This is a genomic window from Parabacteroides sp. AF18-52, assembly GCF_003479145.1.
Classification (GTDB): Bacteria; Bacteroidota; Bacteroidia; order Bacteroidales; family Tannerellaceae; genus Parabacteroides; species Parabacteroides faecis.
The window spans coordinates 302,290-327,365 of sequence record NZ_QUGR01000003.1; the positions used below are offsets into that span (position 1 = coordinate 302,290).

22 protein-coding genes are annotated in these 25,076 nt (G+C 40.0%); 3 read left to right on the top strand and 19 right to left on the bottom strand.

Going from position 1 to position 25,076, the window contains the following annotated elements:
* Positions 1 to 47 precede the first annotated feature (47 nt).
* Positions 48 to 413: a MarR family winged helix-turn-helix transcriptional regulator gene (locus DWX23_RS07990; RefSeq protein WP_122352995.1), complete on the bottom strand. Its 366-nt coding sequence runs from the start codon at positions 411 to 413 to the stop codon at positions 48 to 50.
* 171 nt (positions 414 to 584) lie between these two features.
* On the opposite strand from DWX23_RS07990, the gene DWX23_RS07995 reads away from it, so the two are divergent.
* Positions 585 to 911: a cupin domain-containing protein gene (locus DWX23_RS07995; protein ID WP_122374176.1), complete on the top strand. Its 327-nt coding sequence runs from the start codon at positions 585 to 587 to the stop codon at positions 909 to 911.
* Positions 912 to 970: 59 nt separating this feature from the next.
* On the opposite strand, the gene DWX23_RS08000 is transcribed toward DWX23_RS07995, so the two are convergent.
* The 5 genes from DWX23_RS08000 to DWX23_RS08030 all read right to left on the bottom strand — a co-directional run bounded on the left by DWX23_RS08000 (position 971) and on the right by DWX23_RS08030 (position 5,109).
* Positions 971 to 1,948 carry a dihydroorotate dehydrogenase-like protein gene (locus DWX23_RS08000; RefSeq protein ID WP_122352996.1) on the bottom strand — a complete coding sequence of 326 codons (978 nt, stop codon included), beginning with the start codon at positions 1,946 to 1,948 and terminating at the stop codon, positions 971 to 973.
* Positions 1,949 to 1,969: 21 nt separating this feature from the next.
* Positions 1,970 to 2,638 (bottom strand): YggS family pyridoxal phosphate-dependent enzyme, encoded by a 669-nt coding sequence (locus tag DWX23_RS08005; RefSeq protein ID WP_122374087.1) that lies wholly within the window; start codon positions 2,636 to 2,638, stop codon positions 1,970 to 1,972.
* A complete protein-coding gene (locus DWX23_RS08010) occupies positions 2,635 to 3,144 on the bottom strand; it encodes a DUF4494 domain-containing protein (protein ID WP_122374177.1) in 510 nt (169 codons plus the stop codon). Before DWX23_RS08010 ends, DWX23_RS08005 begins: the two co-directional genes overlap by 4 nt.
* Positions 3,145 to 3,426: 282 nt before the next feature.
* A complete protein-coding gene (ndk, locus tag DWX23_RS08015) occupies positions 3,427 to 3,888 on the bottom strand; it encodes a nucleoside-diphosphate kinase (protein WP_122374088.1) in 462 nt (153 codons plus the stop codon).
* A 618-nt stretch (positions 3,889 to 4,506) separates the two neighbouring features.
* Positions 4,507 to 5,109 carry a master DNA invertase Mpi family serine-type recombinase gene (locus tag DWX23_RS08030; RefSeq protein WP_122353001.1) on the bottom strand — a complete coding sequence of 201 codons (603 nt, stop codon included), beginning with the start codon at positions 5,107 to 5,109 and terminating at the stop codon, positions 4,507 to 4,509.
* 279 nt (positions 5,110 to 5,388) lie between these two features.
* Between DWX23_RS08030 and DWX23_RS08035 the strand changes: the two genes are divergently transcribed.
* Positions 5,389 to 8,226, top strand: coding sequence for a bifunctional fucokinase/fucose-1-phosphate guanylyltransferase (locus DWX23_RS08035; RefSeq protein WP_199673241.1), 2,838 nt, complete (start codon positions 5,389 to 5,391; stop codon positions 8,224 to 8,226).
* A gap of 20 nt (positions 8,227 to 8,246) precedes the next feature.
* Here the strand turns inward: DWX23_RS08035 and DWX23_RS08040 are convergent, their stop codons facing one another.
* The 8 genes from DWX23_RS08040 to DWX23_RS25295 are packed head-to-tail and all read right to left on the bottom strand — an operon-like array spanning position 8,247 to position 18,719.
* Positions 8,247 to 9,320, bottom strand: coding sequence for a Wzz/FepE/Etk N-terminal domain-containing protein (locus tag DWX23_RS08040; protein WP_122374090.1), 1,074 nt, complete (start codon positions 9,318 to 9,320; stop codon positions 8,247 to 8,249).
* 5 nt (positions 9,321 to 9,325) lie between these two features.
* Positions 9,326 to 11,707 (bottom strand): SLBB domain-containing protein, encoded by a 2,382-nt coding sequence (locus DWX23_RS08045; RefSeq protein ID WP_122374091.1) that lies wholly within the window; start codon positions 11,705 to 11,707, stop codon positions 9,326 to 9,328.
* The gene (wecB, locus tag DWX23_RS08050) at positions 11,704 to 12,864 is read right to left on the bottom strand and encodes a non-hydrolyzing UDP-N-acetylglucosamine 2-epimerase (protein ID WP_122374092.1); all 1,161 of its coding nucleotides are present in this window, start codon (positions 12,862 to 12,864) and stop codon (positions 11,704 to 11,706) included. Before wecB ends, DWX23_RS08045 begins: the two co-directional genes overlap by 4 nt.
* Positions 12,861 to 14,072, bottom strand: coding sequence for a glycosyltransferase family 4 protein (locus tag DWX23_RS08055; RefSeq protein ID WP_122374093.1), 1,212 nt, complete (start codon positions 14,070 to 14,072; stop codon positions 12,861 to 12,863). The genes wecB and DWX23_RS08055 overlap by 4 nt, the downstream gene beginning before the upstream one ends.
* Positions 14,073 to 14,090: 18 nt before the next feature.
* Entirely contained in the window at positions 14,091 to 15,674 is a 1,584-nt protein-coding gene (locus DWX23_RS08060) for an alginate lyase family protein (protein ID WP_122374094.1), read from the bottom strand.
* Between the two features lie 13 nt (positions 15,675 to 15,687).
* Positions 15,688 to 16,710 (bottom strand): glycosyltransferase, encoded by a 1,023-nt coding sequence (locus DWX23_RS08065; protein ID WP_122374095.1) that lies wholly within the window; start codon positions 16,708 to 16,710, stop codon positions 15,688 to 15,690.
* Between the two features lie 10 nt (positions 16,711 to 16,720).
* Positions 16,721 to 17,677: a DUF6625 family protein gene (locus DWX23_RS08070; RefSeq protein ID WP_122374096.1), complete on the bottom strand. Its 957-nt coding sequence runs from the start codon at positions 17,675 to 17,677 to the stop codon at positions 16,721 to 16,723.
* On the bottom strand, positions 17,670 to 18,719 hold the full coding sequence (locus DWX23_RS25295; RefSeq protein ID WP_370450075.1) for a DUF6337 family protein: 1,050 nt from the start codon (positions 18,717 to 18,719) through the stop codon (positions 17,670 to 17,672). The genes DWX23_RS08070 and DWX23_RS25295 overlap by 8 nt, the downstream gene beginning before the upstream one ends.
* On the opposite strand from DWX23_RS25295, the gene DWX23_RS25260 reads away from it, so the two are divergent.
* Positions 18,706 to 18,837: a hypothetical protein gene (locus DWX23_RS25260; protein WP_255419755.1), complete on the top strand. Its 132-nt coding sequence runs from the start codon at positions 18,706 to 18,708 to the stop codon at positions 18,835 to 18,837. The two genes, DWX23_RS25295 and DWX23_RS25260, sit on opposite strands and share 14 nt — an antisense overlap.
* Positions 18,838 to 18,900: 63 nt before the next feature.
* Here DWX23_RS25260 and DWX23_RS08080 read toward each other — a convergent pair whose 3' ends face one another.
* From DWX23_RS08080 to DWX23_RS08100, 5 genes are read right to left on the bottom strand one after another with little or no spacing between them, the layout of a single operon-like run.
* Positions 18,901 to 19,920 (bottom strand): hypothetical protein, encoded by a 1,020-nt coding sequence (locus DWX23_RS08080; protein WP_122374098.1) that lies wholly within the window; start codon positions 19,918 to 19,920, stop codon positions 18,901 to 18,903.
* 3 nt (positions 19,921 to 19,923) lie between these two features.
* Positions 19,924 to 21,018: a UDP-galactopyranose mutase gene (gene glf / locus DWX23_RS08085; RefSeq protein ID WP_122374099.1), complete on the bottom strand. Its 1,095-nt coding sequence runs from the start codon at positions 21,016 to 21,018 to the stop codon at positions 19,924 to 19,926.
* Complete coding sequence (locus DWX23_RS08090) at positions 21,011 to 22,477, bottom strand: flippase (protein WP_122374100.1); 1,467 nt, start codon at positions 22,475 to 22,477, stop codon at positions 21,011 to 21,013. Before DWX23_RS08090 ends, glf begins: the two co-directional genes overlap by 8 nt.
* Positions 22,477 to 23,682 (bottom strand): UDP-N-acetyl-D-mannosamine dehydrogenase, encoded by a 1,206-nt coding sequence (gene wecC / locus DWX23_RS08095; RefSeq protein ID WP_122374101.1) that lies wholly within the window; start codon positions 23,680 to 23,682, stop codon positions 22,477 to 22,479. The genes DWX23_RS08090 and wecC overlap by 1 nt, the downstream gene beginning before the upstream one ends.
* A 3-nt stretch (positions 23,683 to 23,685) precedes the next feature.
* A complete protein-coding gene (locus DWX23_RS08100) occupies positions 23,686 to 24,825 on the bottom strand; it encodes an MraY family glycosyltransferase (RefSeq protein WP_122374102.1) in 1,140 nt (379 codons plus the stop codon).
* Positions 24,826 to 25,076: the final 251 nt, after the last annotated feature.

The following is a 25,076-nucleotide window of genomic DNA, read 5'->3' on the forward strand; positions in this document are numbered from 1 at the left end:
TGATTACACATATTTGTTATTGGAAAATATATTGATAAAAAAAGGTTTTACCCTTTTTCCATGCATTGCTGCAATTTACCGAACAAACCGTCGAAACGTAGTTCGGCATTCATCATCTGTTGTACTTTCTCTTTACCTTTCGGGGTGAGGGAGAAAAACATCTGCCGTTTATCCTCTTTGCTGATTGCCCGGTGGATAAAACCTTTATTTTCGACAGAAGTGATTACCTTCGATACCCGTGAATTCGATAAACCTATATAATCACAGATCGTCCCTGCTGATTTTGCCTGGTTGTCCTTCAGGCAACAGAGTAACATCGCTTCATTGATCGTGATCTCGTGTACCTCTGAAAAAGCCTTTTCAAACTGATACAATGTTTTGTATATGTCTTTGATTACACAGATTGCTTCCATGTTGTATTTTTATTGATGGTGCAAATATAGACAATATTTTTAATATTTATATTGTTTAGTGGAAAATATTTTATTCTTCCTATAAACAGGCTGTTAAGAACAAATGTTTTTCATTTGTTGTTTAATAAAGAAAATAAGAAGAATAATTTGTAACAGATAAATTGGATGAATATGGAAAAGTTATTTCAAAAAGGAGTTGTGGTCGATCTGAGTAGTTGGGTTGATTATTCTGAAGGAGGGATAGTCAGTAAACAAATCGTAAAAAGTGCAGCAGGTAATATCACTTTGTTTTCTTTTGATAAAGGCGAAGGATTGAGTGAGCATACTGCTCCTTTTGATGCCCTGGTCCAGATACTGGAAGGTGAAATGGAAATAGTAGTCGATGGAAATCATTCCAAGATGAAAGCTGGGGAGTCATTGGTGCTTCCTGCGAATATCCCCCATGCATTAACTGCAGTACAACGGTTTAAAATGCTTTTGACCATGATCAAAGGATAAATAAAAAAAGAGACAAGGTTTTTTGATGGCTTGTCTCTTTTTTCTTTATTCTATCTATATTAATCTCTGTTAGAGAAATATTTCATGAACTGTGAACGCTCATACATCGCCGGATTCGGTATGTTAGCGTAATTCAGTTTGCCTTGGAATTGTGCCAGGCTTTGATAGTGTGCCTGATGCATCCATTCTTCCACACAAGTAAGTACCTGTGAGATGATTTCACCGCCATGCGTATACAATGCGCTACACATCTGTACGGCAGACGCTCCGGCTAACAGACATTTGATAACGTCTTCCCAATCATGTATACCGGTAGATGAAGCAATACTTATTCCTGGTACTTTTCCTGAAACAATGGCTGTCCAGCGGATCGTATCACTCAGGTCGGAGTGGTTACTGAATACATTGCCAGATACTATTTGCATATTGTTAATGTCGATATCCGGTTGGTAAAAACGGTTGAACATCACTACACCATCCGCTCCGTTTACCTTTAATGTGTTGACCAATGCCGGAATATTTCCTACATTCTTTCCGATCTTTATAATAACAGGTATTGAAACTGTTTCTTTTACTTTCCGGATGATATTTACGTAGAGGTCGCGTATTTCATCCTGATTATATTCCAGGCTTGTTTCGAGGAAATAAACATTCAATTCCAGTGCATCGGCTCCGGCCAGTTCTATTTGACGGGCAAAGTCGATCCATACATCAGATTTGTAACAGTTGATGCTGGCAATAATAGGAATGGTACACTGTTCTTTAGTCTTTTTGATCAGCTCCAGATAATTGTTTACCTGGTTTGCTTTTACATAACCGCGGATATAATCGGCTGCTTCCGGATAATCAGAATCCTGCATGAGCGAATCGCTCTGCATTTCGATCTGTTCTTCAAAAAGAGATTTGAGAACGATTGCTCCGGCACCGGCCTTTTCAAATTCCTTGTTCCGTTCAGGGTTATTTGTCAGACCTGAACTTCCAACGATTAAAGGATTACGAAGTGTTAGTCCCGCGTATTGGGTTTTAATGTCAATCATGTCAGATTCAATTTTAATGTGTTAGTACTCGCGTTCGCCGAAAATACTGGTTCCAACCCGTATCATGGTGCTACCCTGGCTGATGGCGATCGGATAATCGTGGCTCATCCCCATAGATAACACTGCAAAATTATCATTTCCTTTGAAATATATAGATTTTAAATCACTGAAAAGTTCATGCAAGGTGCGAAATTCCTGTTCGATGAGTGTTGTGTCATCTGTATAGGTCGCCATTCCCATCAATCCGCATATTTGAATGTTCCTGAGTTCTGCGAGTTGTTCGTTCTGCAGAAGTTCGCGGCATTCGTCAGGAGTCAGTCCGTGTTTGGTTTCTTCCTGTGCGACGTGTATTTCCAGTAATACACGGATCATCCGGCTGTTTTTCACAGCCTGTTTATTCACTTCCTGCAATAATTTAAGGGAATCGATGCTATGGATCGTATGGATGAACGGCGCAATATCTTTCACTTTATTACTTTGCAGCGGTCCGATGAAATGCCATTCGATATCACCCGGTAGTACTTTCTGTTTTGCCGTCAGCTCCTGTGCCCTGCTTTCGCCGAAAACACGCTGGCCTGCATTGTAGGCTTCCTTCAATGCTTCTGCCGGATGAAACTTAGACACGGCTACCAGCGTGACATTTGCCGGTAACGATGCCTTGAGTTGTACTATATTCTGGGAGATACTCATGCTTCCTGTGCTTTGTCTTCAGCTTGCTTTTTCTGTTCGGCGATCAGTTCTTCTCCTGATTTGGGTGTTTTGTCGTCGTTGACGGAGAAAGGAAAAACATCCATCAACATAGTTTCCGCAACCGAAGCAATCGTATAATCGGCCATTGTGCCTTTCATACCTTCTTCCAGTACGGAGATAGCTTCTTTCAGTGTACAAGCCTGTGCTAGCATCTGTGCTGCTGTTTTCTTTTCTGCACCGCTTTTTTCGTCGAGTGTAATAAAATAGACTTTGATCTTATAGAAACGGTCTCCGTTTTCATTAAAGAACAATTCGGAAAGGCGGGCACGTTTAATGTCTGTAACAGTAAATTCGCCGGAGATGAACGGACGGATTTCTTCGATGATACGGGCTTCTGCCTCGGTAAAAGAGAGGGCATCGACCAGGTAAGGTTCTGTTACTTTCTTTTGCATTCCATTCTCCAGTACTTTTTCAAAGGAGACTTTACATTCAAACCAACTGTGCATATTGTTTTCGTTTTTATTGTCTGTACTCGTGTTTAAAATACAGTACAAATATAGGTGCAATTCGGGAATAATACAACTGCAATGAATTTCTTTATTTTTTCGGAACATTTCATAGAGAGGGCTTGTTTATATGATGTAGTGTGTTTTTCATGGTATTAGATTTTTAGATTAGTAATGAGGTTGTTCATCCGGTCCGCGAGGATAGGATGAGATATCTGAAATAAAAAAGCCGGAAAAGAGATATCATATACTTTTTTCCGGCCTTTTGTTTTACTTTATATCTCAGAATTCGTCATTCGCGTAAAGACTGAGCAGGTTTTTTGTCTCATAATTAAATAATTCATCCTCGGTGAAGAATCTTTTTAATTCAATGGCTGCTGTTTCCAGTGAGTCGGAAGCGTGTACGATATTTTCCTGTACACTCATGCTGTAATCTCCCCGGATAGTACCGGGTGCTGCATTCCTGCCATTAGTGGCTCCGGCTAGCGTACGTACAACATTTACTGCATCGACCCCTTTCCAACAACAAACAATGACAGGACATACGGCCATTGCATCTTTAACCCTTTGGAAAAAAGATCTTTCTTTTAAATGGGCATAATGCTCACTTAAAATCTCGTCTGTCAGCCATGTCATTTTCATACCTTCGAGGATCAGGCCCTTCTTTTCAAAACGGGCAATAATTTCACCGATCAAACCTCGTTGAATGGTGCATGGTTTCAATATTACAAGTGTTCTTTCCATACTGATTTTTTTTATAAGGTTCTACGAATATTCCACTTTGCGCTAATTGTCCCAAAGATAGTATATTTATTTACTATTAGTTAATTTATTGTATAATAATGTGTAAAAGTAAGGTGGGAAAATGAAGTTTTCCCTATACACCAATAATTCATTACTAAAGTAAAATTCCAAAGTCTTTGTCCTTTTTATTACTTGCTGCGCTATGGATTCATCTCTTTTGTTTTTAACTCGGACTCTTGTGTCCATTATTGTTTATTCTTTGAATTCTTTCTCTTGGTGTAATTTTTACAACCTCAGATTTTTTTCCAAAAAACCATCTATCTTATCCGAAGAGAGTCTGCATATTTGCCTTAAATGCAAAAATCATTTGAAATTAATTTTCTGCCGATCTATAATTGTATCTAATTGTCTTATAATGAGAGTGTAATTGCGGTCAAAATATCCCTTAAGAACACAAACATTATTAATATTAGAAACTTTCGTACAGGTATTCCCCGTGTATTTAGAACAAACAACTATAAATAAACAATTTAGCTTAGGATTCATTCACCGGGATTGCATTGTTTAACAATTTAGACATATATTCTTCGGGTGACAAAAAACTTAATATTTCTATAATTAGTCCAATTCCGGATTCATCCTCATGAAATCTCTCAGAGTTTGCCTGTTTACACCTAGCTTTTTACTGATGTACAGCCTGGTTTTCTTTTCCTCCAGGAGTTTGCGTATCTGACTTTCTTTACCGGATAATTTGTATTGTTCTGATTTTCCCCCTTTAGGACGTCCCAGTTTGGTGCCTTCTTTCTTTTTTCTGGCTAATGCCTCTTTGGTACGTTGTGAAATCAGGTTGCGTTCTATCTCGGCACTCAGGCTGAAAGCGAAAGCCAGGATTTTGCTGTTGATGTTGTTTCCCAACTCATAGCGCTCTTTTACCGTCAGCACGAAAATGTCTCTTTCCATACATTGATGGAGGAAACTCATCACCTGCATCAGATTACGCCCTAAACGCGATAACTCAGTTGTAACCAGCATGTCCCCCTTGCGAATTTGCTTAATTAACCGGCCAAGCTGCCGTTCTGCAACATCTGTTGTTCCACTGATTGTTTCTTCTACCCAGCGATCAATACGCATGCTTTTGGCTTTTGCGAACTTTTCAATCTCAAATCGCTGATTTTCAGTACTTTGTTTGTCTGTACTGACTCTTACATAACCGTATATCATACAATTGAATATTAAATGAATAACTAAAGATACGTTAGAATACGAAATGACAGGGGGTGATTAGTAAAAACCAACGTTTTTTATCGTCAACTGGATATGTAAGTTGTTTTTCTCTACAAATATGAATATAATAATTTAAACCAATACCATCTTGAATGGTAAAATTAAATTAAAATTTAACTTCGATGTGATCGAAATGATAGGAAAAACTACTTTTGTGCTAAAGATTTGATTAATTAGACGGAAATGACTTCATTGTTTTCCGACACATATATAAATATGAAGAAATTATTATCGTTACCTCCTAATTTGGTGAACTGTTTCCACAAAATAACGAAAGTGGATGCTGATGAGTGGTTTTGTACTTCTGATCCGGTGGGTGCCCGGTTAGGTTCCGGTGGTGGGACAACCTGGCTGGTCGAAGCATGCCGGCAAAAGGAAGCACCGGAAATGTCAGTAAAAGAATGGTTGGCTAAAGAAAAAAGAATATTGTTGCATGCCGGAGGACAAAGCCGGCGTTTGCCCGGATATGCTCCGTCGGGAAAAATTTTAACACCGATACCTGTATTCCGGTGGGCGAGAGGACAGAAATTATCACAAAATCTACTGTCCCTGCAACTTCCGCTGTATGAAGAGATCATGCAGAAGGCACCCGCTTCGCTTCATACATTGATTGCAAGCGGAGATGTATATATCCGAAACAGCGAACCGTTACAGGATATTCCGGAAGTGGATGTTGTCTGTTACGGATTATGGGTCGATCCCGCTTTGGCTACCAATCATGGCGTGTTTGTTTCAAACAGGCAGACACCGGATAAATTAGACTTTATGCTCCAAAAGCCATCTTTGACTGAACTGGGACAGTTGGCTCAGACACATCTCTTTCTGATGGATATAGGAGTGTGGTTGCTTAGTGACCGGGCGATGGAGTTGCTGATGGGGCACTCATATGCAGGTGAGGAAAAAAAGATGAAGTCATATGATCTCTATTCTGAGTTCGGACTGGCATTGGGAGATCATCCCCGAATTGTTGATGATGAACTGAACCAGTTGAGCGTAGCTATTCTTCCTTTGGAAGGAGGGGAGTTTTATCATTATGGGACGAGCCGCGAACTGATTTCTTCGACGTTAGCTGTGCAGAATCTGGTTCGCGACCAACGCGCTATCATGCACCGGAAGGTGAAACCTCACCCGGCCATGTTTGTGCAGAATGCTTCTATCGATCTTCCGTTGACTGCCGGAAACTCGGAGTTATGGATAGAGAACAGTTATATAGGCAAGAACTGGAAACTGGATAACCGACATATTATAACCGGTGTACCCGAAAATAACTGGAAACTGAATCTTCCGTCCGGTGTTTGTATCGATGTGGTACCTGTGGGTGAACAGGATTGGGTTGGACGTCCTTATGGTTTTAATGATCCGTTCAAGGGGGCATCTACCGATGAGAAGACTCTCTTTATGGGAGTGCCTGTTACCAAGTGGGCAGAAGAGAGAGGCATCACATTGGAAGCATTCGATGATTTGCAGAATGCTGCATTGTTCCCCGTTTGTAAAGATATAGAAGAATTAGGGCTGGTTATACGCTGGATGGTTTCTGAAGCGGAACTGAAAAGCGGCAAGGAGATATGGAAATCGTCTGAAAAAATGTCGGCGAATGAATTATCCGATCGTGCTAATCTGAGTCGGTTGTTTACTCAGCGTGAGAAATTCCGTTATACGAATTGGCCTATGTTGGCTGCCAATCATGAAAAAAGTGTTTTTTACCAGTTGGACCTGGCCGATGCAGCCCGAGAGTTTGCCGGAGGAGGCCTTGATTTACCGGCAGCACTTTCGGAAGAAATGCCTTTGATGAAGCAGATACATAACCGGATGTTCCGGGCACGTGTGTTGCAATTGGAAGAGAAACCGTATGAGGAAGAACAACAGGAAGCTTTCTCTTTGTTACGGAAAGGACTGATAGGATCTGTCTCTGGTGAAAAGCAATCTCCTTATCTGAATGTGTACCACGATCAGATTGTATGGGGGCGCAGTCCGGTTCGTATCGACTTGGCCGGAGGCTGGACCGATACACCTCCTTACTGTATGTATGCCGGAGGAAATGTGGTCAATGTAGCCATTGAGTTGAACGGTCAACCGCCTTTGCAGGTCTATGTAAAACCTTCGAAAGAATATAAGATCATCCTGCGTTCTATTGACCTGGGAGCGATGGAGGTTGTTTCGACCTGGGATGAATTACGGGATTATAAGAAGATCGGTTCTCCTTTTTCTATTCCTAAAGCAGCATTGGCTCTCGCCGGTTTTGTTCCGGAATTTTCTGCAGCACATTATTCTTCGTTGGAAGATCAGCTGAAGAACTTCGGTTGTGGCCTGGAGGTTACTTTGTTGGCCGCTATTCCGGCAGGTTCCGGACTTGGTACCAGTTCCATTCTGGCTGCAACAGTGCTTGGAGCTATTTCTGATTTCTGTGGTCTGGCATGGGACAAAAGTAAAATAGGATATCGTACATTGATTTTAGAACAACTGCTTACAACGGGCGGAGGCTGGCAAGATCAGTATGGCGGCGTATTGCATGGTTTGAAACTGCTACAGACAGGAGAAGGTTTCAATCAGAATCCTTCTGTGCGTTGGTTGCCGGAATATTTATTTACCGATCCGCAGTACCGGGCTTGTCACTTATTATATTATACAGGCATTACCCGTACGGCAAAAAATATTCTGGCAGAGATCGTGCAGGGAATGTTCCTGAACAGTGCAACCCATCTTCGTTTGCTTTCAGAAATGAAAACGCATGCTTTGGATATGTTCGAAGCAATTCAATGCGGTAATTTTGAGACTTACGGTAAGCTTATCGCAAAGACATGGGAACAGAAAAAGGCACTCGATTCCGGAACGAATCCTCCGGCTGTCGAAGCATTGATCACCCAGATAAAAGACTATGCATTAGGCTGTAAACTGCCCGGAGCCGGAGGCGGAGGCTATTTGTATATTGTGGCTAAAGATCCTGAAGCCGCTTTGCTGATACGTAAAAAGCTGACAGCCTCTCCTCATAATCCGAATGCCCGTTTTGTAGAGATGAGTCTTTCGGACAAGGGTTTGCAGATCAGCCGGTCATAAAGCCGACGGATATTTGCCGGTTAAAATAACTGTTTATCTTTGACCAGCAAATATCCGCTTAACCCGGCGATCGTCATAAAAACAAAACCGATAAGGATCAGCACTTTTTTAGGAGCTGAAGCTTTGAGGGGAACTGTTGCCGGTTCTATGATCGTATAGACCGGTGTTTGTTCCTGAACCCGTAATTTATCTTGCTCGAGTTTTTGTGCTAACGTATTGTATACATTAAATGTGAGTGTCATATCATTCTTCAAACGTTCCTGTTCTGTCCGGGAACTGGCGGAGATGATTTGCTTATTCCCGTCTTCAAAAGCGGCATAGGCTTGCTGGGCTTTGTAGTAGGCCTCTTGTGCTTCTTTCAATACCTTATTGGTAAACTCCAGGTCTTGTTTGGCTTTTTGAGTCCGGTAATTGGTAATGTAACTTTGTAACATATCGATGACCTTCCTTGTCACGGACGCCGAAATTACCGGGTCCTGCATCTCAACGGAAACAGTTACTACCTGTGTTTTTTTATCGATATAAACCGATATTCGGTTTTGTAACTCTTTGATAATTGCTTTTTGTTGTTTTGTCAGAAAAAAAGGGTCGATCTTTCCCGGGTTTTCTTCTTGTCCGTTGAAAAGTTCTGCCAGATACGATACACCAGCTAAAGGTGCTTTTAGCAGATAGCTCCACCAGGCTTCCCGTTGATGTTCATTCATATAATCGAACAAAGTCGTAGACAATGTCTTTTTCTTATTGATAACTTCTTCGGGGAATAATTCCAGTAAAAAAGGTGTGCTGTGAACAACATCCGGGTATAGATCCGGCGAGATCGCATCCTGGCTATTCCCACTATTCAAGTCAATTCCTGCCATGGCAGCTAGTCCGCCAAGATTACCCATTTTGTTCGATATATTGTTCGTCTCGGGCATTAATTTGACCGTTGTCGTATATTCTTTAGGTATACTGAAGGCAACGATGAGTCCGGCAACGATCGCTATGCCACAACATTTCAGGAATAATTTCCGTTTGGACCATAAATATTTAGTTAAAGCGATAAAGTCTATATCTCGTTCGTCTTCCGGAGTTTTATTATCGGTTATATTCATAGATCTTATTTTAAAGAGTTTATCAGTGTCGTGATCATGGCTGCAATAGATGTTGTCGAACTGGCAATACTTAACACTTCTGCCAGACTGGCTCCTCTGTCCCGTTGGGTCTTGCTTGGAATTACGATTTCACAGCCCGGTTCGACTTTCGGATACCGTTTGAAGAAGATACCGACTTTACGTGTTGTCGCCACTTTTCCATTCATGTAAATGACGATGGGATATTTGCGTGCAATATCGTTATATCCTCCGGCTTGTGACAGGCAGTCCTGTACAGACATTCCTTTCGTATAGGTTATACTGTTCGGATAAGTGACGGAGCCACTGATCTTCACGGTACTTTGTAACTGAGGAATATAAATAGCATCACCATTCCTCAGAACCAGGTCATGAGTACTGCCAGGGTGAGCGAGTGCCTGTTGCAGATCTATCCCGACTGAATAATCTTTGATGTTTTCCAGTGATAAGGCGACAGAATCTTTACTACTTTTGTTTTTACTTAATTCAAGAAGTGTTTCGACCTGACGGATTTCATCTTGTGTTAACTGGCGTTTCAGGCTGGCTCCCTTTACATAAGCATCCGGGGTAACTCCTCCTGATTGAGCGATAATGTCGCTTAAGCGGGTATTTTTATGTGGAAGTGCATAATCACCCGCAAAAGTAATTTCACCATCGACCTTTACAACCTGCTGCTTTTCATAACCGGGAGAGAAACGCACGAATACCTCATCGAAAGGTTCGAGGGTAAAGAGTGTATCGGGTGTTCCTGCTATTTTGGATGGTAAATGTAAGTTTTCGTTTAGCGAGATAGTATATACTTTTGCTATTTGGTTCGTACTTTTATCTGCTGTCGGATCTTTTATGCGGCGTGCTATTTCCACATTGATGGTGGAAGCTGATTCCTGTAATCCCCCTGCCTGAATGATCGCATCTTCCGCAGTCATATTTTTGCTGTAAGGAAGGATCGTATCCGGGTTATTTACAGCTCCACCTACTTTTATGGTGTAAGGTTCCCGAAGTTCAAATAAAGAAGGGATATGTACTTTATCCTCTTTCTGTAATTCGATGTCGGGTGATTTTCCATTCATAATATCCTGTATGTCGATAGCTAGGACTGTGCTGGTGAAATCGGGGTTCAACCGGATGATCTGGGCACGTCCGATAAACTCATCGCCTTTTAAACCGGCAGCCTGATTTACCAGTTGTTTCACCGTATGTACTTTAGGGCTTAATTCATATTCACCCGGTCGCCAGACAGCCCCGGTTATAGTGAGCCGGTTGTCATAGAACGGGATAACGGAATCCACAAGCAGCGAATCGCCGTCCTGTAACATGAATGTCGGAAACTCTTCTTCCGTTACGGTCGCTATCTGATAGCGTGAACCTGATTTTCTTTTGATTGTGACATCTTCGGTAAAAGCATCTCCGGTGAATCCTCCCGCCATTTTAAGCAGGTCGCTTAAAGTTTCGCCTTTGCGAAGTTCGAATGTACGGTTGCGTTTTACTTTTCCATGCGTGTTGACGAGTTGTTCATAAGGTTCGATGATGATCATATCATTGTCTTCCAGACGAATATTCGTGTCATACTTCCCTTTCAGGAGATAATCGTATACATCCAGGTTGGCAATTTCTTTGTTATTCCGGTAGACACGGATATTTCGTAAAGAGCCGATATCATTTACACCTCCTGCCGCGTATAATGCATTGAACAGGGAGGCTAGAGAAGGTAATGTATAAGTACCGGGTGCGATCGCTTCCCCGACAATGTTTACTTTTATACTGCGTATCTTACCGAGGCCGACTGAAACGAATGTGTTGGGTTCGCTATCGTTCAGGTTCGCTATGATTTTCCCAAGTTCCTGTTTGATCTTGTTCTCTGCCTGTTCGATGGTGAGTCCGCTTAAAGGGACAAGGCCGACATTCGGGATAATGATCGTCCCGTCAGGAGATAAAGTTAATTTCAGATTTAATTCAGAATCTCCCCATACATTGATAAGGACTTCATCACCGGCCGAGAGAGGATAATTTCTGGGAGTCGGCATGTTCATGTTCGGTTCGAACGAGAGATTTTTGTTTGAGAATATGTCACGGCCGAATACTTGATTCCGGGTGCTGTCCTGGATGCTATTATCTTCTCTTTGCTTTTCTATCGATGGAATTTCATTGTTGGTTGTAACCCTTTGTATATCTGTTGTACCGGAAGAAGGAGTTACCGGAGTTTTACTATTTGTGTTTCCTATTCGTTTGGCTATTTCCTGTTGGATCTGCTCTTCGGTCATCCCAGCCGCTTTGGCTTTGTCGATGAATTCCTGCGGGATCTGTGCAGATACAATGATTGAAAATGAAAGAAAAAGAGTACAGAAAAAAAGTTTGTTTAGCGTCTTCATAAAATCTCTTTAATTTTAGTGACAATTCGTTCGCTGGCAAGTCCGTCTCCATAAGGATTGACAGCCTTGCTCATTTGTTCATAATATGCTTGATTTTCCAGTAACCGGGAGGTCTCGTCTAATATCTTGACAAAATCAGTTCCAACCAGTTTCACTGTTCCGGCGTCTACTGCTTCCGGGCGTTCGGTGGTATCGCGCATGACCAATACCGGTTTTCCTAATCCCGGAGCTTCTTCCTGAATACCGCCGCTATCTGTCAGGACGATGGCAGATCGCTCCATCAGATAAACGAACGGAAGATATTCCTGCGGCTCTATAAAGAACATGTTCGGAAGATGCGTATTTCCGAACACCTCCTGTATAGGTTTCCGTACATTCGGGTTCAGGTGCATCGGATAGACAAAGTCTACATCCGGATATTTTTCAGCTAAAGTTTTGATAGCTTTACACATGGCTATAAAACCAGTACCGAAATTTTCCCTGCGATGACCTGTTATTAAAACCAATTTCCGGTTACTTTGTTCTGACAGACGGGCTATTTTATAACCCGCTGTTTCCAGGTCTGCAATAAGCTGTTGGCGTAAATTGTCCTTATTCTTTATTTGACTGACCACATGATACAAGGCGTCTATTACAGTATTGCCTGTTACTGTGATCCGGTTCTCGTCTATCCCTTCCGCAAGCAGATTTTTTTTACTTAAAGAGGTAGGAGAGAAGTGATAAGAAGCTATTCTCCCCGTGATCTGGCGGTTCATTTCTTCCGGCCAGGGACTGTATATATTATGAGTACGCAATCCGGCTTCTATATGTCCGACGGGTATCTGTTGATAAAAGGCGGCCAGGGCGGCTGCGGTAGAGGTGGTCGTATCGCCGTGTACCAGTACCAGGTCGGGGTTGGCTTTTTGCAAAACGTCTCTCATATTGGTCAGGACACGGGCGGTAACATCATATAAATCTTGTCCCTGTTTCATTATGTTGAGATCGTAATCGGGGTGAATATCAAAAAGGTGAAGAACCTGATCCAGCATCTCCCGATGTTGTCCGGTGACACAAACGATTGTTTGGAACTGTTCCGGATATTTTTGAAACTCCTTGATCAGCGGAGCCATTTTTATTGCTTCGGGGCGAGTCCCGAAGACCAGCATAATCTTTTTCATTTTGTTTCTTTTATTATATGTAACATTTGTTCAGCAAGGAGTTTGCGGTTGAAGTCGTGAGCCAGTTTCCGACATCCTTCTTTGCATTTTTCATATAAAGCGGGATCAGAAAGAAGCAGATGCAGTTTCCGGTTAAAATCATCTTCCGACTCCGGCTCGAAGCACAATCCTGCCTGATAAGATTCTACGATCTGGCGGGCTTCACCGTCCACACCCATAAGAATAGGGATTTCCATACCTGCATTCTCAAATATTTTGGAAGGAATGACTGTCGTGAATAAATCGGATTTGCGTAAATTGATCAAAGCAATATCCAGAATAGATATGTATCGTTTTACCTCTTGCTTGGAGACCGGATCGAGCATGGTTACATTCTTTATATCTAATTGTTCTTTTCGTTTTAGTAAATTCTTTTTTTCTGCTCCAGTCCCGATCAGCAGGAAATGATAATTGTTTTTACCATCCATCCCGGCTGCACATTGTAGTATGAAATCCAGTTTATGAGCCATCCCGTGTGTACCTATGTAACCGATGATTTTTTTCCCTTCCAGATGTAGCTCTTTGAGTAACTTCCGATCTTTTTCTGCCGGTTTGAACTTTGTTAAGTCTACTCCGTTCTTTATCACAACTATCTTTTGAGGTGATATTCCTTTTTCTTCCAGCCTTTTCTTGAAAGAGTCGGTTACAACGACGATCTTTCGGGCTGACTGATAACATCTTTTCTCTTCCCATTCAAAAAAGCGAATGACCGGATTGTCTTTCATGGCCCCGACAGTCTTGATCGATTCAGGCCACAGATCCCTCACTTCCATGATCCAGGGTTTTCTTTTCCAAAAAGCCAATGTGCGTCCGGAAAGAGCCGTGAAGAATTGGGGAGATGTTGCTATGATCATATCAGCCTGCTGGAAAAGACCGGCGAAGAAAGAAGAAACGGAGAAGCTGATGTAATCGAGCGTACGTTTCAGGAATCCTTCGTTGGCGGTGATATAACTCCATACACGGATCACTTTGATGCCATCCATGTATTCCGTCTGATACAGTTTATTCCGGTACCCTTCGTATACCTTTCCCTGTGGAAAATTGGGTGTGCAGGTGATAACTGTTACTTTTTCTCCAAGCTGAACCCACTCTTTGCAGTGCTCATAGGTTCTGCTGGCAGGTGCATTTACCTCCGGGGGAAAATTGTCGGTAAGAAATAAAATGTTCATTTGTGTTTTACTCTTATGTTAGTCGCAGCGTATCGTGTATTGCATTTGATTGGTAAATGCGATTCCTATTCTTTTAGTAGCGACTCGTTTATTATATTCGAAAGCTATTTCACAGTCTTCGATCCATATTTCATCTGTTCCGTAAAAATTGAAAATTGCCAGGTTTGTTTTTATAGAATCATTATTGACGGAGATGATCCGGATATCCGGATGAAGATGGATCAGATTGATTCCGTTTTTCCCGGATATGGGTAGAAGAGAATCACAAATCATAATCTCCTTATCATTCATATTGAAGATTCGTTGATGTTCGACTCCGGATTCCCTGAAACCGTTGTGGCATGCCGTAATACAGTACTTATCTTCTTTTAAGCCTGTGATCTTTGCCCGCTGTGCCACCCTGAAGCCTCCCCACACTTCACTGGAACTCTTTCCATTTACCAGTACGGTATTGTGGGCACGCGTCTCGCGTTCGTATTGTCTGCGTTCATTCTTCTCATAAGTTGAAATACCCGAATCGACAACAAAAGGCTTCCCATCGATACGTAATTCATAATTGAACGTATCGGCATGGGCATGTCCGGGGATATAATCGGGACCGATGTTCCCGACATCCAGAACCATGTCAAAAGGTCCGGATACAAATTTACGGTAGCCGCTTTCTTTCAGTTTATGGACCGACCATTGAAGATCCAGCCGTTTAGCATAGGCAAATAATTCTTTTGACGTCGGCGCTATCCCGTAAGCGGAATCATTCAGTAAAGGGATTGTTCCGTCTTTATAGATGATCGCGTTCAGCCAGCTAAGCATAAGCCGGGCTTTTTCTTCAAGAAAAGAAATAACATATTCTTGCCCTTCAAAACGCTCATTATATTTTAAAGCATTGATACAGTCCAGCAACCGGTCCAGAAGTATTTCATGATACATCGGGCTTAATTCATAATGTGCTCCATCGGGAAGGATCTGTTCATTCAGTTCCTGCGTCAACAGCCAGACTGCTTTTTCGTAAAACTTTCCTTCCTGAAAATAAAGACCTCCCCATAAAAGTGAATAAGCGTTTTCCAGAAGGTGATTGCCAAGGAGGTGGTATTCAATATTCAGATAGAGTTTCTGATACTGTGAATACAAGGAGTTATCCCATTTTCTCAATTGAATATCCGGTATCGAAGAATAACTTTTTGATATGAATTTGATCCAATTGATACAACGAAGGCTCGTAGGGTAAGCCTCTGATCCGGTTGGATTTTCCGGTAGTTCATCGATAAACTTATTTATCCATCTTGATGCTTCTGTGATACTTATACCAGGTTGTAGCAAATAGTCCATATAATTAAGATTATAAATCCATAATTTGCTATTCCGTTCATCATTCCAATTGTAAAAAGGGGCTTCTATGTTAAGGAACAAAAACGTTCTATCTGATAAAAGACTGATGTCTTTAGTGATCCATTTGATCAGTTGCAAAGGACTACCGGATTTTTTCAGTATCGTTACCCGATCTGTTTTCTGTTTATGACGTTTGCTGATACGATATTTTATCTGGTAATACATTTGTTTGATTCTGAGATGTTTTACTGTATGATAATAAGTGAGTACATTCATATTGAATATCTATTTAACAAGAAAGGATACGGTTAATAATAAGAGGATTAATGATATCGGAATTAAAATTCTGATTGAAATATGTGGAGATGTTCTTTTCTAATATGCCATGTACATCATTCATTTTTTTTATAGCTTCCAGTAATGCGTTTTCATCTTTGACTGGTATGAGTAGTCCATTGTACATGTTTGTGACTATTTCAGGAATGGCATTCCATTCTGTCGCAATTACCGGAATATCGACGGAGAAAGCTTCTATTATAATACCGGGATATCCTTCTCCCTCGTAATAAGTAGGTAATAACAATACATCATATGATGTTAAAGCCTTCCGAACTTGCCACGGAGGGAGAACACCTTTATAAGTGACATTTGTGTTTTGAAAATCTTCCATCGGGATATCTCCGTCGAGGGGGCCATAAATATCCAGGGTATAACTGTCGTTTAAGTGACGAGAACAGTTCAGGATTTCCCGGATACCTTTTTCCTTTTTAACACTTCCTATATATACGAATCTTTTACTGTATATCTTGTTTGTCGGAATATCTCCTTTGGATCTGCAATTAGGGAATCGCATAACCGTTGTTTCCGGAAATAATTTCTTGAAGAAGTTCGTTAGGTGAAAACTTTCGAAAAGCAATAAGTCGGAATGCCTTAACGAAAGATCGATTATTTTCTTTTTATATCCGGAGTATGAACAGTATGTTTTGTCATAGTTACCTCCGAATTTCCTGAATACGATTTTCTTATTGAATAAATTACACCAGAAGCAAATGTATGGATATACATATAAAGCACTATTATTCGACATATTGGCGACAATTATGTCACATGAGATAATCTGTGGAATCGAAAAAATCAGAATATAAATATAATTTAGTATGTTGTGGCAGGTTTTATTAAGCTGGAGAAAAGAGTATTTTATTTTAGCTTTATCCAGATAATCCAAAAGATTTTTGGTAAGAATGGTTACACCTCCTATCTCTTTTGTCCCTTTGGGTATAGAGCCGATAATTAATAATTTCTTATTTTTCATATTGAGGTTATTAATAAATTCTTCTTGCAGGTCTCTTATTATATAATATCCAATTGATTATAAGATGGTATTTGTAGATGACCGAAGAGTAAATATTTTTCATTCTGGAATGATTCATTTTCCTTTTTAGATCCGGATATAGATAATTCATATCTCTTTTTCCGAATGAAAAAGGGTTTATATAGAATGATTTACATGTTAGTAAATCACTATTATGCTTGATAAACGGACGTTTTTGTAAATGGATATAACTATATTCATCGAATTCCTTTTTATCATTAATAATTCGATATACTTTCCCTTCTTCCCATATGAATGATTGATTGGGATGATTTTCTCTGTTTATCTGTTTCAGAGGGACGGAAACAGAAGGTGGATAAATATCAGCAAAAGTATCTTCCGTAAATGTATGGAACTTATATTCTTTAAAAATCTGATTGATCCCTCTTTTCTCATCGAATCCGAAACTATCTTTGTGAGAAAACACATATTTGTATTCAATGCTGCTGAATGGTAACATGAAAGCTTCGTTTACTTCTGTGATATTTCTCATAAGTGTAAGATGTCCATGGTTGTATATCTTGTCATACTTTTCTTTTATCGGTTTTGCCAGGTATTTATTCAGATCGCCGAATAGCATATCCAGATCGCAAAAGCCCCAATATTCAGAATCCTGCAGAAAATCAGAAAAGAGTAATCCGAATGCTGGCCTGTAATCACATATCTTATATGGAGCCGGGCAAATACATTTTTTGTTTATTCTCTTTTTGATAAGTTTTTGGAAATCGGAAAACTCCAGATAAATGAAGGTTATGTTCGGAATGAGAATCTCTGATGTTTGCCGGTTATCTGTGAAGATAAGCCAGTTATAATCGTTGTTGAAAGAGCATGACCGGATGAATAAATCCATGTAATTGGGAAATTTTCCGAAATAACAGACTATAATAGATACTTTTGTTTTAGACATTTGTGATAACTGTTTGATATTTATTGTCTTGACGTAGTCGAAAGTAGAATCGGTTTACAAAATACAGGATGAATCCATATGCAAAAATTTCCCAATATCTCAATAAGTTATATCCACAATTGTACCATCCCCAGAATAGTATACATAAATTATAAGCATATATAATATGGATGAAAATAGAACGGGATTTTAATGCAGACGTAAATACCCCATAAGAAAATAAACCGAATAATGATGAATAAACGACAAATAAAACCGGATCAGTATAAATATAAATAGTTCCGAAAAAACTAAATACATTACTTTCCGTACCGATGTTAAGATCCGTTACATACCATAATGCGCTATGTACATCCATGGGAGGAAGTCCCCTCAATGAATAATACATATTGACAAAAGGCATTATGATATACCTGTTGTCGGTTTGAAAAAAACTTTCGGATTCTATGTATGAACTCATAGGCAGGATTCCCGAAGTAATATAAAAATAGAAATGCCTGAATACGAATTGTAACAAAGAATCGCTGTCGATAAGTAAAGAATAGTACAAAAAGAACAAGATGAATAATATGAAAACTAATAATATAATTGTCTTTATATTGACTTTTACTTGTTTGCGAAAAGCTCCGACAATAAATGAAGCCAGTATGATATTCATCATCCATGTTTTGGCAGCATAACTGATAATTAAAAAGAAGATGGCTGAAACGAATGTGTATTTGAGAATTTTGCTTTTAAGCCGGGTGCAAACAAAATAGGGGAAAAACAGCATTAATACATTGGATAATCTGCTGGCGATTCCTCCGATCATTAATTCTCCGCCGAATTCCTTGCTTCCAACCATTTCTGTATTGGCTATCGATTTATATTTTAAAAGGAAATAACCGATAATCAATACTCCGATCCATAGTATGACTTTATTAGGTGCTGTGTTGTAAGGTGTATATCGGGGATTTTTACTGGAAAAGTCCTTTTTCCCTATTGTATAAGCAAATACTCTGCCCGGTAGCCAAAAAAAGAATAAACCAATGATCCATATCAATATGCTGGGAGGATATACCTTTACGAATGACAGACTCGGATTGAGCAGCAAACACAATAATAAAATAGCGGAGAACGGTACCGATAAAAAGAATGTGGGAGTGATTATGGTCTTATAGGTTCTATAATCAATATAATTGATTACACCTACAAGAATAAAAAAAATCAAAAAAATAACCATGTTATATGATTTGTTCTATTTTATCCAGCGCCTCTTTTAAATATTCCCCTTGTGTAATTTTATCCTTGATGACAGAAACATTACGAGACATTTCGATATACTCTTTTTCAGATAATTGCTTAATCCTGTCAGGTATCTCTTCAAGAGATTCGATAGTGATTCCTATATTATTTTTTTCAATGAATTGAGCCATGCCCATTTTCTTCCATATAATGACAGGTTTTCCGGCAGCCAGATAGAGCGATATTTTATGAGGAGCATTAAATTGCAGGTATTTTCCATTTGTACCTGTGCATTCATTGATGGAATCACCATCCCAGACCAATCCGAACATGCTGTTGTGTATTTCCGAAATTAATTTTTCAGGAGGGAATGTACCGTGATATTTAATAAAGCTTTTATTCTCGATCATATTTTCAGTTATGCCGGGACCATATAAGTCGAAAGACAAACTGTTTTCCGGAAAGTTCAATTTCGTCAGGAAAGGTGCTTTCTTCAGATTTCCGGCAAAGCATATGCTGGGAATATTTTGGTAATTAGTTATTGAACTGTCCGGGTTTCCCGGTAGTAAGTAGTCGAATATCTCTAATCTTATATTTTTTCGGGAAATATCCAGCAATTTATTCAACCATTCCTGCATATTGGGAGTATGTGAAATTACGCCATCCGCATCTCTGATGATTTCCAGATAATCTTCTTCCGGGAGTCCTCTGAGAGTCCAAATGTCATGTATCAACAGGATAACTTTATTTTTCCTTTGTTTGGCACGGTTGAATAGAGAGACGATAAATGGTGTTTTATATTGTAAGATTATTACTTCTCCGTATGGCATATTGATATAAGCTTTACAAGCGGATAAGAATGTCCAGATCCTACCGACAAATGTGTTCGTATAGTTCTTTTTACTTAATCCCAGATTCTTATATCCATAGGCTTGGAATATGTCTTCGCAATCAGATTTAGCCTTTGTCGAAGCAGTATTACTTTCTCTGTAATTTTTTGAGATATAGAATTTTTCCATCGTTTAAAATTCATTTATGTTAAGTACTTTCTCTACAATCTGGTGCATATCGTAATACTTGTATTCAGCTAATCTTCCGCCGAATAAAACATTTTTCTCTTTTTCGGAAAGTACTTTATACTTTTGATACAATCTATTATTCTTTTCGTCATTGATAGGGTAGTAGGGTTCCGCCCCCTCTTTCCAGTCAAGGGAATATTCTTTCGATATCACAGTTTTTTTCTGTGTTCCGAATTCGAAATGTTTATGTTCTATAATTCTGGTATAGGGAACTTCTGCCTCTGTATAGTTGACAACTGCATTTCCCTGGAAATCGGGGATATCCAGTATTTCTTCTTCGAATCTTAGGCTTCTGTATTCTAATTCACCGAAACAATAATTAAAATATTCATCGATAGGGCCTGTATAGACAATCTTGTCCGCATAACCGACAAGTTCTGCTTTGTTTTGTATATAATCGATATTACATCTGACATCGGCACCGGATAGTAACTTTTTAATGAAATTGGTGTATCCTCCAATGGGAATACCCTGATATTTGTCGTTGAAATAATTATTGTCGAAGGTAAACCTGACAGGAATCCGTTTTATGATGAAAGCCGGGACATCGGTCGCTTTTCTTCCCCATTGCTTTTCCGTATATCCTTTTATCAAGATCTCGTAAATATCTTTACCAACAAGAGATATAGCTTGCTCTTCCAGGTTTTTCGGATTGGATATATTGGCCGCTTTGATCTGTTCTTCGATCTTTAGTTTTGCTTCTTTCGGTGTTTTGGTTCCCCATAATGAATAAAACGTATTCATGTTAAAGGGGAGATTATATAACTTGCCTTTGTAATTTGCGATCGGTGAATTAGTAAAGCGGTTGAATTCGACAATAGAATTTACGAAATCCCATACCGCTTTATTAGATGTATGAAAAATATGTGCTCCATATTTATGTACATTAATTCCTTCTATCTCTTCTGTATAGAGGTTCCCCCCGATATGCCGGCGTTTGTCTATGATCAGAACTTTTTTTCCTGCTTGTATTGCTTTATAGGCGAATAAAGATCCGAACAAGCCGGTTCCCACAATTAAATAATCATATTTATTCATGTTGAAATCTTTTTGTAATTATACTTTTTACCGTATCTATTGTTTGAATAATGAAAATGTCTTTGTTCAGATATAAATAAAATCCGTAAACCAGACCGGAGATTAAAATTCCGGTTATTAATTCGTATATGTCCGGCAGATGAACATATTGGATGAGGCATAGGCATAAGGCTATTAAAATACTTCCTATTACGTAGTGCAGATTCTGTCTGGAAAGGAAATGTACAGGTAACATCTGTCTTCCGAAAAAGATCACTGCCGTCACAACTGTTAATTCAGCGAAGGTCGTAGCGATAGCTGCACCATATTGCGAATAGCGGGGAATCAGTAATAAATTAAGCGTGAAGTTGATGAAAGCCCCGCAGGCAGTAGCTAATATAACAATCTTCTCTTTTCCCTGAGGATATAAGATCTGCATGCCGATAATACCGGATAATCCAATGAATAAAATAATCGGTGCTATGAGTTGTAGCGTCAGTATGGAAGGTGCAAAATCTTTCCCACAAAATAGGTTGATAAGAATAGGAGACATAAATATCAACCCGATCGACAGAGGTAAGCTTAGTGCAATTGTAAAGCTGATTACTTTATTTGCCAGACTTTTGAATTCTGTAAATTCTCCATTGCTTATCATATTCGAAAAACGAGGTAACAAAACGAGACCTAAAGACGATATAATGCCTAATATTGCTTTAGTCAGTTTAGTTGCCGCAGTATAATATCCTACAGCTTCTTCACTTTTTATAAAACCGAGCATAACCGAGTCCAGATTGACATAGATACTGATCGTCAGATTGAGTATGAATATTTGTAATGCCGGTTTCAAATGCCTGGCAAGCGATATCTCTCTAAACGAAAAACTATCAGGTTGTATAAATTTGCGTAATCGTATGAAATTGAATATGTTTCCTCCGACATTCGCAATGACGGTTATACCGGCATAATATAGTAAATCATTGGGTGTTTTTACAAAAAGGAATAGAGCTATTAATGAAAAGAGCCTTATAACCAATGACCGGATCGTTATGTACTTAAAATCTTCTACTGCCTGGTAAAACCAGTTGACACCTATCGTATTAAATAATAATGTCGTACTTAAAAGCAGGAACAGAGGTATATTGACTTCTATTTTTTTGATAGTGACGGCTAAAATAGCAACGATTATATATCCGGCAAATGTTAGAAGGACATGTAGCAGCAGTATCTCTATCGTTGTTTTGCTCCGGGTCGGGACGTTATCTCTGTTTCGGGCTATTTCCCGTACGGCATAAAGTGGAATTCCCAGTGCGGAGCAAAGTGCTATATAATCGATGATAGATTGAAAGAATTGAACCTGTCCGATGCCTTCTGCAAATAAGATGCGGGAGGCGTAAGGGAATGTGATCAAGGGAAATACTAAACCTGTCAATGTATTGATCAGGTTTAGTATATAGTTTTTCTTGATAGATGATTTTACCATTATTCTTTGAAAATCCCGCAAAAATCCAGTATTATTTTATCGTCTGTATGTGGTAGTTCTTTGAATTCCTTGTGTGCCACCATGAAGACAACGATATCCGCTTTTTCATAAGCCACCTTATAATCGGTGAGCTTGAAGACCTTATGTTCCTTTACATTCGGTTCGACCACCAGGATATCGGCATTATTGTGACTTTGCATCACTTTGGTTGTGATATATTTGGCAGGAGATTCTCTCAGATCATCTATATTAGGCTTGAAAGCCAGCCCCATCATAGCAACGACAGGCTTCCGGTGATGCTGTAATTCAAACTTCAACATCTCTTTTTCTATCTTTTCTGCACACCAGAAGGCCTTATAATTATTTATCTCCCGTGCCTTGGCGATCAGTTGCGATTCGTAGGGAAACTCGGCAGTGATGAAATAAGGATCGACGGCAATGCAATGACCACCTACACCGGCTCCCGGCTGCAGGATATTCACACGGGGATGCTTGTTTGCCAGTTCGATCAGTTTCCAGACATTGATACCCGCTTTATCGCAGATAAGCGACAACTCGTTAGCGAATGCGATCTGTACGTCGCGTGAGGAGTTCTCGGTTAGTTTACACATTTCAGCAGTTTTGGAGTTCGTCTTATGCAACGTACCTTTCACGAAGCGGCTGTAGAATCCGACAGCCGCTTCCGTTGACTCTTCATCGATACCCCCGATAACCCGGTCGTTATGCACCAATTCATAAATCACATTTCCCGGAAGTACCCGCTCCGGGCAATAAGCGATAAATATATTATCTTTCAGCTCCGGGCGGAGTGAGAATATCAGTTGTGTCATTTTTTCCGTCGTTCCTACAGGCGACGTCGATTCGATCACGAACAGATCCCCTTTTTTCAATAACGGGATGACAGACCGGGTCGCTGTTTCCACATACGAAATATCCGGTTCATGGTTCCCTTTGAACGGTGTCGGTACAACGATCAGGTAGACATCGCTCACCTCCGGTTCGACTGAAGCTTTCAGATGGCCTGAAGCCACTACCTGCTGACAAAGTTCCTGCAGTCCCGGTTCGACGATATGTATTTCCCCTTTGTTTGTCATCTCTACAACCTGAGGGTTAATGTCTACTCCAATTACCTCGATGCCGTTTTCGGCTGCTATTATTGCTGTGGGAAGACCTATATAACCTAATCCCATAAAACATGCTTTCATAATTCAAATGATCCTTTTAAATGATTTTTTTTTTTTCAACGAATTCTTTTTGTTTTGTATTTTATCCAGACAAACGTTCAGAGCCGTCCAGATCACTATATCTCCAATAAATAGAATATTGATATTTATATAAGGGGCCAGTACGATATTCAAACTGCTGAATGCCCATGAAATTGCCAGGATATAGAGTAGTGCCTTGTGGGGGCTGCACCCTATTTCCAGGAATTTATGGTGTATATGATTTTTATCGGGTGAAAACAGGCTTTTACGTCTTCGGAACCGGATCAGCATGACCCGTATCACATCGAACATCGGAACGATCAATGTCGAAAATGAAATAAGGATGGCGCTGGTGGTATAAGGAGAGATGTCCGGGGTATACGCCGCATAACTGATACAGAGAAAAGCCAGGATATACCCCAGGGTCAGGCTTCCGGTATCCCCCATAAATATCTTCCTTCCGTGTTCCGCCTGTCCGAACACATTATAATAGAAAAAGGGGATCAGTACGCCCAGTGTTGAGAAAGACAACATCGCATACGACCACATATGTTGATGCAGAAACAAAGACCCTAATATCAGCAAGGCAGTCCCGCTTAATCCGGATGCCAACCCGTCGATACCGTCTATCAGATTGATTGCATTCGTAATAAAAACGATTGCAAAGATAGTCAGCGGCATACCAATCCAGGGGGCCAGTTCATAGATACCGAAAAGACCGTAAAAGTCATTGATCCACAATCCGGAAAGTGGGAGTAGGGAGGCTGCTAGAATTTGTACGATGAATTTGGTATGGTATCGCAGACCTATCAGATCGTCTTTGATACCGGCCAGATAGAGTACGATCAGCCCGCAGGTAAGTAAATAGAAATCGGGAGTGATATGTGGAGTGATATTTTGAGGAATTTTCAACCCGTATAAATACCCCAGATACGAGATCGCGGAAACGAAAGCCAGCGAGAATAAGATAGTCGGTGCAAATGAAATCCCTCCCAGACGGGGGATAGCACCCGTGTGTATTTTTCGTTCGTTAGGCATATCAAAGAGTCTTTTTGTCAAAGCCACGATCAATATGCGTGGAATGATCAGCATAGATAAGACTACTGATATGATAAAGGCCAGTAAAATCAAGACATATATCATTTGCGTTTGAAGTTAAGTTATACGACAATGTTCGTCAGTCCCATCTGGTCACTGACGTTGATTCATTAGCTTAAATACATACCGGATCATGGCATTGGGAGGCGTCCCTTATGCAGGTATGTGTTTTTTGTTTAGTCGCTATATAAACAGAGGAGTCCTTGATTCGTTCACAAATAAGTGGTCAATTACTCTATTTTAACTATGAATATCAATGCTTTGGAATGCTCAAAAAAGAAAGACCTGTGTTTGGG